18 protein-coding genes are annotated in these 15,366 nt (G+C 42.1%); 1 reads left to right on the top strand and 17 read right to left on the bottom strand.

The features are described 5' to 3' along the window. Position 1: 1 nt before the first annotated feature. The 15 genes from H8S51_RS00935 to H8S51_RS00865 form a co-directional block, all read right to left on the bottom strand. The gene (locus H8S51_RS00935) at positions 2-655 is read right to left on the bottom strand and encodes an urea amidolyase associated protein UAAP2 (RefSeq protein WP_157350674.1); all 654 of its coding nucleotides are present in this window, start codon (positions 653-655) and stop codon (positions 2-4) included. 70 nt (positions 656-725) lie between these two features. Next, on the bottom strand, positions 726-1,445 hold the full coding sequence (locus H8S51_RS00930; protein WP_015561129.1) for an urea amidolyase associated protein UAAP1: 720 nt from the start codon (positions 1,443-1,445) through the stop codon (positions 726-728). Positions 1,446-1,639: 194 nt separating this feature from the next. Next, positions 1,640-2,425, bottom strand: coding sequence for a helix-turn-helix domain-containing protein (locus tag H8S51_RS00925; protein ID WP_015561128.1), 786 nt, complete (start codon positions 2,423-2,425; stop codon positions 1,640-1,642). Between the two features lie 88 nt (positions 2,426-2,513). Continuing rightward, entirely contained in the window at positions 2,514-3,524 is a 1,011-nt protein-coding gene (locus H8S51_RS00920; RefSeq protein ID WP_186900517.1) for an ABC transporter substrate-binding protein, read from the bottom strand. Then, complete coding sequence (locus H8S51_RS00915) at positions 3,521-4,075, bottom strand: cysteine hydrolase family protein (protein ID WP_186900518.1); 555 nt, start codon at positions 4,073-4,075, stop codon at positions 3,521-3,523. The genes H8S51_RS00920 and H8S51_RS00915 overlap by 4 nt, the downstream gene beginning before the upstream one ends. Before the next feature lie 122 nt (positions 4,076-4,197). After that, complete coding sequence (locus H8S51_RS00910; protein ID WP_186900519.1) at positions 4,198-4,923, bottom strand: helix-turn-helix transcriptional regulator; 726 nt, start codon at positions 4,921-4,923, stop codon at positions 4,198-4,200. After that, a complete protein-coding gene (locus H8S51_RS00905; RefSeq protein ID WP_022111878.1) occupies positions 4,920-5,087 on the bottom strand; it encodes a hypothetical protein in 168 nt (55 codons plus the stop codon). Before H8S51_RS00905 ends, H8S51_RS00910 begins: the two co-directional genes overlap by 4 nt. A 300-nt stretch (positions 5,088-5,387) precedes the next feature. Next, positions 5,388-6,407 (bottom strand): Ig-like domain-containing protein, encoded by a 1,020-nt coding sequence (locus H8S51_RS00900; protein WP_186900520.1) that lies wholly within the window; start codon positions 6,405-6,407, stop codon positions 5,388-5,390. 154 nt (positions 6,408-6,561) lie between these two features. Then, entirely contained in the window at positions 6,562-7,314 is a 753-nt protein-coding gene (gene lgt / locus H8S51_RS00895) for a prolipoprotein diacylglyceryl transferase (RefSeq protein ID WP_186900521.1), read from the bottom strand. A gap of 122 nt (positions 7,315-7,436) precedes the next feature. Continuing rightward, positions 7,437-8,177 carry a tRNA1(Val) (adenine(37)-N6)-methyltransferase gene (locus H8S51_RS00890; RefSeq protein ID WP_186900530.1) on the bottom strand — a complete coding sequence of 247 codons (741 nt, stop codon included), beginning with the start codon at positions 8,175-8,177 and terminating at the stop codon, positions 7,437-7,439. Continuing rightward, entirely contained in the window at positions 8,167-9,078 is a 912-nt protein-coding gene (locus H8S51_RS00885) for a PSP1 domain-containing protein (protein ID WP_117920553.1), read from the bottom strand. Before H8S51_RS00885 ends, H8S51_RS00890 begins: the two co-directional genes overlap by 11 nt. A gap of 1 nt (position 9,079) precedes the next feature. Then, positions 9,080-10,129: a DNA polymerase III subunit gene (locus H8S51_RS00880; protein ID WP_117920555.1), complete on the bottom strand. Its 1,050-nt coding sequence runs from the start codon at positions 10,127-10,129 to the stop codon at positions 9,080-9,082. Positions 10,130-10,249: 120 nt separating this feature from the next. Continuing rightward, entirely contained in the window at positions 10,250-10,693 is a 444-nt protein-coding gene (locus tag H8S51_RS00875) for a YaaR family protein (RefSeq protein WP_117920556.1), read from the bottom strand. A gap of 82 nt (positions 10,694-10,775) precedes the next feature. After that, positions 10,776-11,378: a nucleoside/nucleotide kinase family protein gene (locus H8S51_RS00870; RefSeq protein WP_118209767.1), complete on the bottom strand. Its 603-nt coding sequence runs from the start codon at positions 11,376-11,378 to the stop codon at positions 10,776-10,778. Positions 11,379-11,408: 30 nt separating this feature from the next. Then, entirely contained in the window at positions 11,409-12,899 is a 1,491-nt protein-coding gene (locus tag H8S51_RS00865) for an aminotransferase class I/II-fold pyridoxal phosphate-dependent enzyme (RefSeq protein ID WP_118209801.1), read from the bottom strand. A 107-nt stretch (positions 12,900-13,006) separates the two neighbouring features. Here H8S51_RS00865 and mobA point away from each other — a divergent pair, with 107 nt between their 5' ends. Then, complete coding sequence (mobA, locus tag H8S51_RS00860; protein ID WP_117920559.1) at positions 13,007-13,612, top strand: molybdenum cofactor guanylyltransferase; 606 nt, start codon at positions 13,007-13,009, stop codon at positions 13,610-13,612. A 24-nt stretch (positions 13,613-13,636) separates the two neighbouring features. On the opposite strand, the gene H8S51_RS00855 is transcribed toward mobA, so the two are convergent. Beyond that, positions 13,637-14,512, bottom strand: a complete 876-nt coding sequence (locus tag H8S51_RS00855) for a hypothetical protein (protein ID WP_186900522.1) — start codon at positions 14,510-14,512, stop codon at positions 13,637-13,639. Further along, on the bottom strand, positions 14,513-15,142 hold the full coding sequence (locus H8S51_RS00850) for a type IV toxin-antitoxin system AbiEi family antitoxin domain-containing protein (RefSeq protein ID WP_186900523.1): 630 nt from the start codon (positions 15,140-15,142) through the stop codon (positions 14,513-14,515). It abuts the gene before it with no gap. Positions 15,143-15,366: the final 224 nt, after the last annotated feature.

Here is a 15,366-nt window from a genome sequence, read left to right as displayed (position 1 = left end):
TTTACTCTGCGTCCCAGATCAGCATCTTAATCGGGGTCGGGTTGTATGCATTACATGGATTGTTGAGCTGCGGACAGTTGCTGACTAACACCATCGTATGCTCTAACGCCTTCATCTCCACATATTTGCCCGGTGCAGAAACACCGTCATCGAATTTTGAACCGCCATCCTTTGACACCGGAACATTCATGAAAAAGTTAATGTTTGGGGCAAGGTCACGTTTCATGAAACCATGCGTATCATCTGCAAGCTGTAACATAAAGCTGTCTCTGCAATTGTGCATGTAAATTTTTTCTCTTGCATATCTTACGGTATTGCTCTGTGCGGAACATGCACCGCCGATCGTGTCATGACGTCCGGTCAGATCTGCCGTGATCTCTAACAACGGCTTTCCTGACTCAGTTCTTAGGATCGTACCCGTAGTCAGATAGATATTTTTCTGCATCACGATCGTTGGGATTGCTCCGTAATGATCCTCCGGGTTGGTCATGTCATAAAATGTGGTATCGACTGCCTGATTTCCTTCCATGTCTACAATTCTTAAGGACTGTCCCGGAAGCAGTTCATGCATCCAGCCTTTCCCGGCTTCCACGACTTCGTTATAAATTGCATTTTCTTCTTTTAAATCACTTGTTTTCTCTATAAATCCGTACATATCTTAACCTCCGTTTTCTACAACAATTTTCTCTGCCTGATTGTTTACTGATTTGGCTCCGTTCTACCTTTTAACGTCCCAGCAGGTTGTAATATTCCCATGTATTTTCAAATGCTCTGTAATTCTCCGGACGATAATTGACACATTCATCTGTTAGGTCAACTTCCGGTGCATCATATACTTCAATGGAAACCGGAACCGAAGGAAATTCTTTTGCAGGATCTAACGGGTTTGGCGTGTTTGATACGATAAAGATCATATCCATCTCCGTGCGGAGTGTTACGGTTGCGCCCTCTTTGCAGTGTCCTTCCTCAAAATGCATGCTGCCATCTTCCTCGATGTAAACTTTTGAGAAGAGATTCACACATGGAACTAAATCTCTTGCACTCATATTGTTGCGGACAAGTTCCATTTTGAAGTTTTCCTCTCCGCAACGGTGCCAGTCATTTCTCATTTCCTGATAAGTTGTCTTTCCGTATTTCTCATCGGTGAGAAGCCTTGTCGTATATCCTGAGATCGTATCATGCCATCCAAGGCTGTCCTCCACGATACTGGCCAACACACGTCCGTTATCGCTCATCAGCACATTTCCTTTTGTCAGGGAGGAAATAAACTGTGCTTTTAACGTATCCGGCATGTTATAGCGCTCCGAAGTATCTAACATGTTGTACATCAACATGGAAACATTTGCGTCATCGCCGAGCGCCTTGAAATGAATATATTTTCCACGTCCAATATTTCCTGACCATTTCTCTCCCGGTCTTAATGTCCTGCTCCAGATTTTCTTCATAATAATTTCCACCTTTCTTTGAATCTGCTGATCAAACGCTTATTTTGGGTACAAAAAAGAGGAAACGCAAAGGCTGCTTTTTATGCACCTTTGCATTTCCTCTTTCTGTTTTCTTATGCACTGATTGTAGCATCGGAAAAATAATGTGACAATTGAACTTTGTATGCATTTTTTTCTGTATAATTAGAACTTTTTTAGAACTTTGTAGAGTTATATGTCTCTAAAACATTACGAAGCTGCGCTCTGGTGTCTACCCCTACTTTTTCAAAAATATGGTAAACATGTTTTTTTACCGTAGAAAGACTGATTCCCATATTCTCTGCGATCTGGGCATTTGTCATTCCCCCGTCCATACAGGTCAGCGCTTCTTTTTCCCGCTCTGACAGTTCAAATTCTGCCGCAAGATGTGCAAGCATCTTATTCCTGTCGCCTGCCGCCTGCTTTGTTCCATTGAGTAGTCCTGCCAGTTTATGGGAAAGGTGCCCCTTTAGCACTTCTAAGATAAACATATCTTTGTCCGAAAAATCCCCAAGAAGTTCACTTCGGAAAAAATTAACAATACCAATCGGTTTTCCATATCTGCGAAGCAGTATCCCCGCGCCAAACGGGATATGATTCGGTTTTAAAAATCCCTGATAAAACTCTGTTTTCTGCCGCAGTGACTCCTCCATAATATCGGTATCACGGTAAGTGATCGTATGCTCAGACAATTCAAATGTATATTTCATGTAGTCTTTTTCATAATAAGAATCCAGATATTCTTCATAGACTCCCGGCTCCATCTCAATAAAGGACGATTTTTCGCTTTCAATGCCGCCTGCTTCATTAAAAACAATAAAATATCCTTTCGTATATGGGATCAACATACGGTAAGTTTTTAACACCCGTTCCGTAAATTGATCAATATCGGTAATATCATACATTTCCAGCAACACTTTATTGATGGTCAGCCATTCTGTTTCTTTTAATGTGTTTTCCATATCTGCTCATTCCAACTCGTATTTTCCCCAATTCTATCACAGGAAAAATCATACGACAATATCCGTTAAAAGCAGCCGGATCCTGCTATTATTCTTCTGCCAGTAAGTGTGACGGTTCCACTGGCTTCTCAATAATTCCTTTATCAAAATAGAAACCGGAAATCTTCCCGACTGCCTGATATACAAGACCTTCATCTTTTAATTCCGCAGAAGAATCCTCCGGTGAATAAAGTTTTATCGTAGAAATCATGGAATCTGCTTCATCTGCACTCACTTCAAGATGTTTTGCCACTATCTCAACTGCCTCTTCATGTGTGCTGTCATCATTTAAATAATCCAGACCTTTCTCATATGCCTCATTTACCTGTGCAAGCCACGCTGCATCCTTATTGTCTGTTCCTACAGCAAGTACATCTACAATAGAACCCGGTGCATCTTTACTTGAAAAGATCAGTTTTCCTACTCCCTGCTCTACCGCATTGCTAAGATATGGCTCCCATGTAACTGCCGCATCCAGATCACCACTGATAAAGGATACTCCGGCATCAGAGGAAGTCATATTAACAAGATCTACATCCGCATCCGTAAGTCCTGCTGTCTCAAGTGCCTGCATCAGCAGATAATGTGACGTCTGGTTGATAGACACGCCGACTGTCTTTCCTTTCAGATCTGCAATACTGTTAATATCATTTTTGACAAGGATTCCATCCGCTCCGGCAGACTCGTCCACGATTGCCGTTACATCTAACATATCTTCCTCATACTGGCTCTCCGCAATGATCGCTGCATCCAAAGTTGTATACGCAAGATCAACTTTTCCTGCTAACAGTGCCGAGCAGGATGCACTCGAATCATCAAAATCCACCATGGAAAAATCCAGACCACAGTTCTCAAAAAATCCTTTATCCATCGCAACATAAAATGGCGCCAATCCCACAAACGGATTTGACGCCATCGTCACAGTTATATTTTCAGTTGTATCTGCTGTACCTGTTTCTTTTTGCCCCGTCTCTCCAGTCTCGTTACTTCCACATCCTGTCATAAGTCCTGTTGCCATTGTCAAAATAAGTACCATCGAAATCATTTTTTTCTTCATCATTCACACACCTCTTTCTCACTGATCACTGCTCCATGCTGTAAATATTCAATTGCTGCGAGGGCTGCCTCATGCGCCACAAGAGACGATCCTCCCACTGCTTCACGTACCACATGAATATGATAATCATGCTGATGTGCATCCGCACAGGTATAATGTACACAGACGTCCGTCAGCAAACCAACCGCATAGATATGCTCAATTCCAAGTCCCTTTAATAAAATCTCCAGATCTGTGCCAAAGAAACCACTGTAACGCCTTTTTACTATCTGATATTCTTCCGGCAACGGTTCTATTCCGGTAAAATAATCAGCTGCGCGTGTTTCTTCTACTGCATGGACATCCTCATCTCCGTCAAGTTCTCTTCCGAAATCCACCAGATTTTTCCGGTGTACCTCCCGAAAATAGATAATCGGTCTGCCCGCCTTTCGAAATGCCTCAATCACATGTTTTACACTCTCAACCACCGAAAGACCCTTCATCTCCTCCGGCAGCCCCTCTACAAACTGGTTTTGCACATCAATCACCAGTAGTGCGCTTTTGTCTGCTATCATAACAACCACCTCTTTCCAAATCTGTTGTCATGAATTATAACGGCAGGTATATATTTTCACAATCAGCAGAATGATTGATTTGCATACTACTTTCGATGTACCAATACTTCTTTTCCTCTACCTTAAAATAACTGTGTCCGCCTGCTGATTCCCAGTTTTTCAAAAATATTACTCAGATGTTTTTTTACTGTTGCCTCACTGATCAGAAGCTGTCTGGCGATTTCCTGATTGGAATATCCTTTTCTTACAAGCTGCACGATTTCCTGTTCCCTCCCCGAAAGAAGATCTGCCTCCCTGTTTTTTATGGTATTTTCCGCACCCGAAACATAATGGTTTGCATAGGCAAAAACATTTTTTTCAAAATGAGGCAGAAATGTCTGCAAAATTTCCATCTCATGCCCTGTAACGTCCGGTTCTCCACACTTCCGCAGCAGATTCAAAAATACCCGTGTCTTTCCCTCTTTCATAATGATAAGCCCGCATCCCATATCTAATTTCTGGGGTTTAAAATACTCACGGTAAATCACCGATGCTCTTCGTTTCTCATCCGTTAAAAGATCGGTATCGCGGTATGCCATTGATTTTGTAAAATTGCACATCTGCATCAGATAGTCTTTTGCAAAATAAGTATCTAAGTATTTCCGTTTCATGACAGGATCCACATTTTCAAATACCGAATGCGCCACGTCTAACCTGCCGTCTTCATCTATCACTAAAAAATAACCCTGCGCATATGGAATCAATATACGGATCAGTTTTAAACATCTTTCTCCAAACGTCTCCAGGCTTCCGGCATAATAGATTTCCAGAAGAATGTCATTGAACATGCGCCATTCTTTTTCTGTCATAACGTAATATCCTCCACAGACACTCCAAGAGATGCCAGCTTTGCAATCGTCACTTTGATCTGATACTCCAACTCCTGATTTTCCACCCCATTGTTTGCACGTTTGATGCGCTGTAAATCTGTATATTTATCAATTAAAACCGTGATCAGTTCTTTTTCTGTCATATCCTCCATCCTCACTACCGCCTTTCTCCGATATAAAAAATAATAGCCTGCGCTTTTCGAATATTCTATTGTTGTGAATTGTATCTGTATTCTGTAATTTTCTATATTTTAGCGGATTTTATTTTTGGTGTAAACATGCAACTTCCATTTATCTTTTGTACTTCCCGCCATCTGTTTCCTGCTGTTGTCCACACCTATTGTGTGAACAGCAGCAATTTTCTTTCACAATCTGATGCCATGCCTGACTTTGTGCTTTTGTTCCTATTCCAGTTTTTGTCTATACAACAATCCCTGCACCTTTTATTCCTTCTCTTTCACATACACCGTCATGCGTTCCTTTGTTCCATCCTCACTGGCGTAGACATAAGACCTGCCAGCTGCTTTCGCAGTGATAACCCCGTTTGCATCTACCGACACCACATTGGAGTTAGAGCAGGAATACGCCGGCTGATTGCCGGAAGATACCGTCGCATTTACTCTTGCACGTTCCCCCGGATGAAGTGTAATCGTCGTCTGCTCAAATGTAATCTTTGGAGATCTGACCGTCACTTCACAATTTTTGCTGACTCCATCTACGGTTACAGTAATGACTGCCGTTCCATGTTTGACCGCGGTTACTTTTCCTGTTTCATCCACAGTCGCCACACTTTTTTTGTTTGTTTTCCACACTGGCGTGGATTTTGATGTGGAAGAAACTTTCAATTTATACTTTTCCCGTCTGTATAGCGAGATTTTAGACGGCATCAGGCGAACTGTCGGACTTTTTACTGTCACTTTACAATTCACAGACGTACCGTCGACCTTTGCAGTAACCGTAGTTGTTCCCGGCTTCTTTGCTGTTACTTTTCCATTTTCACTTACCGATGCAATGCTTGTCTTTGCCGACTTCCACGTTACCTTGTGTCCGGTAGAAGAAGCTGCCGAAAGCACAGCACTCTCTCCGTTTTCCAAGGTCAGACTGGTCTGATTCAACGTGACTTTCGTCTTTGTCACCGTGATCTTGCAGCTTGCCTCCGCATTTTTGCTTTTTGCAGTGATCGTCGCACTTCCCGCCTTTTTGGCAGTAATTTTCCCATAGGTGTTCACTGATGCAACCTTTGAATCACTGGATGTAAATGTCGGCTTTTTACTGCCGGATGCAATCACGGACAAACAATAAGTGTCCCCGATTTTCAATGTTTTTTCATATGCGCTTAAGAAAATAAAACCATATCCTGAAGCCGCATACACTTCTACTTTCTGATACTCTGAAATAAAAAGCATGGAAACCATGCAGAGGATGGCTAATGCCATCCGGATGACTTTTTTCCCTGATTTCATAGATATTTCCCCCAATCCTTCTCTGAATGACAGATGGCGGAAATGTACAAAAGAAAAGGTCATCCGGCACATTTTCCACACCGGATGACCTTATTATTAAATTATCATAGCTGATTACGGATGTAAACCGAACAAATCATAAAGTTTTTATAATTTACGCTTCCTGTTTTCTCTTCCCCATCACCAGATAGAACACAACTCCCGCTGCCACACCCCCGATGGAAATGATCTGTGACGTGGAAAGTATGCCGATGCTTCCCCGGTAATCGTTCCGGAAAAACTCAATGATAAATCTTCCGATTCCGTAAAGCACCATATATCCTGCTGCCACCTGTCCTTCTTTCGGCTTTCTTCCTGCGTAAAGAAGCAAAAGGCCACAGATCAGAAAGTCCCCTGCAGATGACATGAGCTGTGTCGGCAGAAGTTTCACACCGTTTGGTGCAAAATCGGAATGGGTAAATGTAATGCTAAACCACGAATCTGTCTCCCTGCCATAACAGCAGCCTGCAAAAAAGCAGCCGAGGCGCCCGAATCCCTGCGCAAATGATACCGAAGGCATTACAAGATCAAAATACGGCAGAAAACGTTCTTTCTTGACGCGGCAATAAATGAAACTCGTCAGTGCTCCGCCTATGATTCCACCATAAACGACATATCCATTTTTAAAATTCCAGAGTATGGACGGATCTTTTAAAATCTCCGGAATCTCCACAATATAATAAAGCAGACGGCAGCCGATCATTCCTCCGAAGATTGCACAGAAGAATATTCCATAAATAATGTCCTCATTCAATCCGCGCTTTTTTCCGCGTTTTAAGCACATCATCAGTGCCGCTGCAAAACCGATCGCGATCATAAGACCGTACATATGAAATGTAACCGGTCCTATCTTTATATCATTAAACATATATTTTAATTTATCCTTTCTGAATCACTCAAATACATACTGATTATGTTTCATACCTGTCATTTTCCACACAAAATAATTTTTCTGCTGCTTTATACACAATATGGTTTTAAATAATCCACTTAATACCCATAAATATCATAAATCTCATCTGTATACACGCCCTGTTCTTTATAAACAATCAGCGGCTTTTCTACGGTAAGCCTTGATTTTCCGCCACGCAGTCCTTCGATCAGCACCATATTCGGTTCTTTATCCACAAACGGATACACAAGCTGCATGCGCTTGGGTTCGATCTTGTACGCAACCATTTTACTCATGATCTCCGCAAGCCGGAATGGGCGGTGTACCATATAAAACCTGCCTCCCGGAACCAGCATTTTGGCAGTTTCGCGCAGGATATCATCCAGTGTACAGAGTACTTCATGCCTTGCGATCGCTTTTGCCTCAGACGGTGAATTTTGTCCATGTGTTCCGATCATATACGGCGGATTTGTGGTTATCACATCAAATGATGATCCTCCAAATATGGCAGATGCCTCCTTAATATCGCCGGTCACGATCTCAATCTTATCTTCAAGATGGTTATAGCGCACGCTGCGGCGTGCCATATCTGCACTTTCTTCCTGAATCTCAAGTGCCTTAAAATCCTCAGCTTCCGTCTTTGCCTCCATCAAGATCGGGATGATTCCCGTTCCCGTACCAAGGTCTAATACACGCTCCCCTTTTTTTGCCTTTGCAAACCCGGAAAGTAAAACCGCATCCATTCCAAAACAAAAACGTTTTGGATCCTGAATGATAAAGTAGCCGTTGCGATGCAGTTCATCAAGTCTCTCATGCTCATAAACCAGATTATTTGGCATCGTCAATTTTGGATTTTCCTCCCTTGTCCTCTAATGCGGAAAGCTCTTTTAATTCCTGTGCAGTCAGTTTGACATGATCTTTTCTGCGTTTCGGCTTAAATTTCAACTGATCAACAGAATAATCTCGGATTTCCTTTTCGTCATCCACTTCTACGAGTACTTTTACCATCTGGCGCAATACACTGACAGAAGATACCTCACCTTTTAATCCATCATCCGTTGTCACATAATCTCCAACGTTTGGCAGGCGGCTGTTCAGATATTCGTAAGTTTCCTCTTCATTTTTCAGACAGCACATCAGTCGTCCGCATACACCGGAAATTTTGGTCGGATTTAAGGACAGATTCTGCTCTTTTGCCATTTTGATGGATACCGGTGCAAATTCGGAAAGATAGGAATGACAGCAAAGCTCTCTTCCGCAGATTCCGATACCGCCCATGATCTTTGTCTCATCGCGGACACCGATCTGGCGAAGTTCAATCCTCGTGCGGAAAACCGCCGCAAGATCTTTTACCAGTTCACGGAAATCGATACGTCCGTCCGCCGTAAAATAAAAGAGCAGTTTATTATTGTCAAACGTATACTCTGCTTCTACAAGTTTCATATCCAGTTTATGTTTTGCTATTTTTTCCAGACAGATCTTAAACGCTTCTTTCTCTTTTTCACGGTTTTTTAATGCTGTCTTTTCATCTGCTTCCGTTGCGATACGGATAACCGGTTTTAACGGCTGGATCACACTGTCATCGTTTACTTCTCTTGCAGGGATCATAACCGTCCCCATCTCAATGCCGCGTGCAGTCTCCACAATTACGTGCATTCCTGCGGTCAGATCCAGATTTCCCGGTCCGAAATAATAAATTTTACCGGCATTCCGGAAACGGACTCCTACTATTTTTATCATGTTAATTCTCCTTTATGGTCAGCAGAAGCAGTTCGATCACCAGATCAAAATTTACATTTGCATTCAAACGCACCTGTGCTTTTGATAATGCCTGTAATATTTCCTCGATCCCATTATAGGAACTCTGCTCTGCCTGTCTTTTTATGTCATAAACCTCATCCTTGAAAATAAGGCCATTTACATCCTTCGTTGCTTTATAATACAATACATCACGATACCAGATCATCATAAGATCAAAGTAATCGTTGATCTTAAGTTTGTATTCACTGATCTGCTTTACCGCCTCTGTCATCTCATAGAGATCGATATCGTGCAGACGCTTGATGAGCTGGAGCGCCGATGCTTTTAACTCATTAAAATCATCTGATGCCGCAAGCTGGATCGCTTTTCCGACATTTCCCTGTGCAAATGCCACACAGACATCTGCCTGATAGTCCGGGATCTGATAATGTGCCATCAGATATTTCTTGATCTTTTCATCCGGCACTGCCTTTAAATTTAATGTCACACAACGCGATAAGATTGTCGGAAGAAAGCTCTCCGCATTGGTGGTCAAAAGCAGGATCACCGCATATGCAGGCGGTTCTTCAATCGTTTTTAACAGCGCATTCTGTGCCTGCTGGTTCATTTTTTCCGCTTCATCCACAATGTAGATCTTATGTTTACTGCTGTATGGTTTGATCACAATGTCGTTGTTTAGCTGCGTCCGGATATCGTCTACCGAGATCGTATTCGGCTTTTCATGGCTGACATAAATAATATCCGGCTGATTTTTGCCTGCTGCCTGTTTACAGGAATGACATTCCATACATGGCTCCGCCGTAAATCTGCTCTCTATTCTTTCAGATTCTGTTTCCCCTGCAAGTTCCTCTAATTTTTTATTTACTGCTTCACACTGCAGCGTCTGTGCAAATGCCTCCGCGATCATCATTTTTCCGGATTTGTCCGGACCGTTTAATATATAAGCATGTGAAACTTTATCCATGGTAATGGCATTCTGCAGGTGCTCTATGATCTGTTCATGTCCAACGATGTCCTTAAATGCTGGCATATCATTCCTCGTTTCTGCACATATTTTTACGGTTTATTTTACCGGATCATCTGCGCTATGTGCCGCGCTTTTATCCACCCGATCGGGGCAGAATATCTTTCTTATCCACATTTCAAAAGATCAGGTGAGGATATCTAATATCAATCCCCTTATCTCTCCGATCTTACTTAAAATAGCGATATGGTCTTTCTCATCCTTTACCAGCTCCTGTGCCAATTCGTCCAGATTTGAATCGATCAGCTTGATCAGACCGTACACTCTGTGACGGCCTCTCCGGTCAAGGAAGTTCTCTCTGGAAAATTTGTGGGAACGGAATACCACTTCGTTCATAAATTCACGGATCAGACCGCGGTATTTCTTCATATCACGGATATCCATATGCTGTGCAATACGATTACCCTGTGCTGTAATATCAGAAAGAAGCATGTCCACTTTTGCCTGAAGATCTGCATCTGTGATCGCACTCGCAAGTGTAAACTTAAAGGAACCATCCCCCTGTACATTCTGGCTGGTATCCGGTACCTGTGTAACCTCTGTTACATGATTTAATTTGTTAATATCCAAAGTTTACACCTTCTTCCTCTAAAAAATCCCTACACTTTATCTGATATTTCTGTGGCATGCACCTGATGCCATACACTTTCCGCTATGCATCCTGATGCTGCTCCTGTGCTCTGATATACGCTGCAATCCGCTCTTTTGTCTCGTCTAATAACTCATTGCAAAATCTTTTGGTGATTCCCGCTTCTTTTAATTTTTCCTCGGAAAAATCTTTTTCATCTGCAAGAAAACGACGGCATAATTCCTCATATTTCGGAGTTTCCTGCCTGCGCTCCCTGTCAAGTGCACGCTGTAAGCGCATACCATCCTCTACTTCTATATATATCGGAATAACTTTCTTAATTCCAAAGTATTCCCGAATCTTAAGATAAGACTCTAATGTTCCAATCATAAGATAACTCTGACGATCCAGATCGACCTGATGATCTGCTACGGTGAAATACTTCCAGATGCCATGAACCGTATGATATGCACGCAGTTCAATGATCTTTCCTTCTGCTGCGAGCTTTTCTACCGTATCTTCGTCACAGAAATAATATGATACACCATTTTCTTCACCGGCACGCATCGGTCTCGTCGTATATGGAACCACAGTCTTTAGCTTAAGTGTCCCATCTTTCATCAGCATCCCATACAAAGTATCTTTACCAGATGAGCTTTTTCCCATCATGTAATATATTTTTCCCATTTGTCCTGCCTTATCAGTATAATATAGTCTTTAAAAATATACAATCTTTATCCGTTCTGCATAAAGATCTGTACTTCCCTGTAAATTTAATTTCAAATGGATACAGGTGCGGAGTCTTTCTATAAATTCTGCCGTGATAATTTCTCCCGGAACAATCAGCGGGATTCCCGGCGGATATAAAAAAATGAAATCTGCAGCCACCTTATCTATCGCCTCATCAAAGGGAACCTCTGCTATCTTTCCCTCCTCTGCTTCATAGATCTGCACCCGGCATGGATTCGGACGATAAACCTCTTTTACAAAAGAACTGTTTCCTTTTTGTGCCTGACTTGCTTCTTCCATACCACAGCCCGGCGAGTCTTTTTGCATGCAGCATTTCTGTTCTTTTTCTCCTGATCCACACAGCGACTGCTCGATCTCATGCAATGCAGAAGAAAGTCTCTGATATCCTTCATCCGTATCCATGATACTCGTCATCGCAAGCGCATAATCTCCCGACGCCATTTCAAGCTGAAGATGATATTTCAAAAGAAGTTCTTTATAAAGCCACTCACCGCTTTTACTGCTGTCCCGGACAAATATAACGATCTTAGAATCATCCCAGGCAAATGCCTCTTCTTTCGATAAATCCTGCTCCGTCATAACATGTATTTTTTTTAAATCTTCACAGCTTTTATAAAATTCATTTAATTTTCGCCTGTAATTGTCAAATAGTTCCGCTTCACATTCTTTTACGGTGCGGATACATGCATCCATTCCAGCCATAAGAATATAGGAAGGCGAACTTGTTTCATAGATTCCAAGATATTTTTCTATGCGTGATCTGGAAATACGGTCTGAATTAAGATGAAGCAGTGCTGTCTGTGTAAAAGATGGCAGTGTCTTATGCAGGCTCTCGATTGCAGCATCCGCCCCAAGTCTTACCGCATTTTCCGGAAATTCCCCGCCAAATCCAAGATGTGCTCCATGTGCTGAATCTACAATCAGCGGAATCCCATATGCATGCACGATTCCGGCAATTCCTTCAATATCAGAGATAATTCCCTCATATGTCGGCGAAGTGATCACAACGGCTGCGATCTCCTGATCACTTTTTAACGCATCTTCTACCTGCTGGGGTGTGATCTGTCCCTGGATTCCACATTCTGTCACTGCCGGATAAAGGTATTCGGCAACAAGCTCTGACAAAAACAGGGCATGATATACCGCTTTATGACTGTTTCTTGCCACAAGAATCTTTCCCCGTTTTCCCACTGCTGCACAGATCGACGCAAGAATCCCACAGGTGCTTCCATTGACAAGATAATAACAATGCTTAGAACCATACAGATCAGCCGCACGCTGTTGTGCCTCTTTTAAAATGCCCTCTGCATGATGCAGATTATCAAATCCATCGATCTCGGTAATATCTATCCCATATACTTCCGGAAAAGGCAGCGGATTTCTTTTATGTCCCGGCATATGAAATGGATAAACATCGCTTTTTCCATATGTCTCCAATGCCTGATCTAAATACCTCATCTGCAACCGCCTTTCTGCTTACACAATTTATTTTAACACTTTACATACCAGCCTGACTACTTTAAAATAAGAACATCTTTGGAAAAGAATGGAGCAATAAACCTATTATGAATTACGCACTTGTGATCCTTTGCGGCGGAAACAGTGTCCGTATGGGAACGGATAAAGCACTCTTACCTTTCGGTGACTGCTGCCTGTTAGAATACCTTGTACGCAAATTTAAACCACATTTTTCAAACATATATCTGTCCGTAAAATATATCGGAGATTACGCGCATCTGAATCTTCCGGTCACTGAGATTGCGGACGTTTACGGCAATGCCGGACCGATGTCCGGTGTTTTTTCAGGTCTGTCCATGATCAATGAAGATGCCGCTTTCTTTATGTCTGTGGATACACCTTTCATGGAACCCGAAACCGGTATTGCACTTTTAGATGCGATCGGTGATGCTGATATCTGCATGGTGCGCGGCAGGGCAGGCTATTTAGATCCCGCTACGGCTGCCTATTCCAAAAACTGTATTCCAACGATTGGAAAAAGTCTTATCCTTCGTCAGTTTACCTTCGATGCGCTTCGTGAAAAATGCAAAACTGTCTGCGTAACAGAGAAGGCAATCGCCAACTACACAGCGACCCCCATAGACCGGCAGTTTTTTAACTTAGATACCAGACAGGATTATTATCAGGCATTAAAATTGTATCTGCAGTTATAGCACCACAATATGACCACGCTCGTCCTACCCAAGAAAACGCTCCAGTTCCGGCATCCAGTCTCCAAAAAATACTTCATCTTTGCAGACTGCTTCCCACATATCTCTAAGGAAATGTGCCAAACGCTCCATCTCTTCTTCCCATTTCAGATTTTCTGTTCCGGTGATCACGCTGTGCCTGCAAAACTTTTCCCAGCGTTTTTTCATATAAGGATACTCCCGATAAGATAAGATCTGCTCCATGCGCTCCATATCCGGTTTCAGTCCCTGTGCTTTACACATATTTCCAAGCAGCTCACATACATGTCTGCCGCTTAAATTTTCGTTTCTTAATATAAGAAATACCTCCCGGTATATTTCCATGTCCGGAATCAGTTCCATATCCCGCAGTATCACAAATATCTGTTTTGCCAGCACCAGTTCTGCCGGAAACTGTTTCCATGCGATCCGCTTCGTCTCATCCAGCAAAAATGGAATTTCTTTTTCGACCAGTCCCCATATTTTTCCCAGATGCATAAAATGGATACCAACAGTTACCGGAACTTTCATTTCTTCAAACTGCCCCTGCAGTTCTAAGCATGCCCCCATCTGTTGTAAGGATTCTGTACCCTGCCATCTTACCGGGCTCCCCTCTCTTTTTCCCAGATACAACTGCAACAGTTTTTGTGGTATATTCTCATCCGGCTCACAGAAAAAATCCAGCTTCAGAATGTTTTTCTTTCGGTATTGTTCTAACCCAAACATATATCCATTGCGCAGTAAAAGCCTATCATTAAATTCAGAAGCGGAAAATCTAAGCATAAATTCTTCTAAAACAAATCCTGCGAGCAGATTTGAAAATGGTATCTTCCACTCTTCACTTTTTTCCTGTAAATCTGCTATTTTATACTTTTTATCCTCCATTTAAAGCCATACCCCTATCATCGATTGTACTTTTTTTACCACACGACGCTCTCTGGCATATTTCATCAGCTTCGCAACATCCTTTTTTTCATCTTTGATATAAGAAAGAACTCCTTCTTTAAAAACCGTCCGCTCCATCTTGTCTTCATATTTCAGACATTCACAGATCAGTCTGTCTTTATCAAAAATCTGCATCTTTGCATTTCCAAAGTCAATACTGTCTACCCCAAACTGCAGCGTCTCCGGTTCTGCATAAAACGGCGTGACCTTTGGAAACTCCAGCTTGAATCTGGATTTTGATGTATTCTTGTCCACAGCAACCTGATATCCGTACGGCTTTCTCTTAATATAGCCATACACATACAATGCACACTCCATGGTAAGCACTGCATCCGGAAATAATTTTGCAATTAATTCATCCTCCGAATAGTCTCCGATCCGGATCGTATAATATCCACTTTTAATCCGGATCAGATCCCCTTTTTCCACAAAATCAAGAATTCTCCGGTAATCAATGTGCAATTCTTCCAGTTGATTTTTCTTTACGATCCCGCCATTGGCAACAATAAAATCCTTTACTTTCTGTAAGATTAACTCCCTTTTTTCATTAACTGCATATGATTCTGACATAACAACCCCATTTCTGCGTTTTCCTGCGCATTGTGCAAACCCAATTCCCAATGACTATCTATGTTGTGTCTATATTTTCCGCTCAAAACTTATGCTTGTGGTACTAATTTTAATATAATCAAAACCTTATCTTCTGTCAATTATGTGCGTATTTATTTTGTCGTATATCAATAAATACCGCAGCTTTTTTCATAAAAATACCGGCATCTGATCATCAGATCTCA

This window comes from Roseburia rectibacter (assembly GCF_014287515.2).
GTDB lineage: Bacteria > Bacillota > Clostridia > Lachnospirales > Lachnospiraceae > Roseburia > Roseburia rectibacter.
The sequence above is the reverse complement of the archived record's forward strand: the minus strand, read 5'-3'. Positions and strand labels throughout refer to the sequence as shown.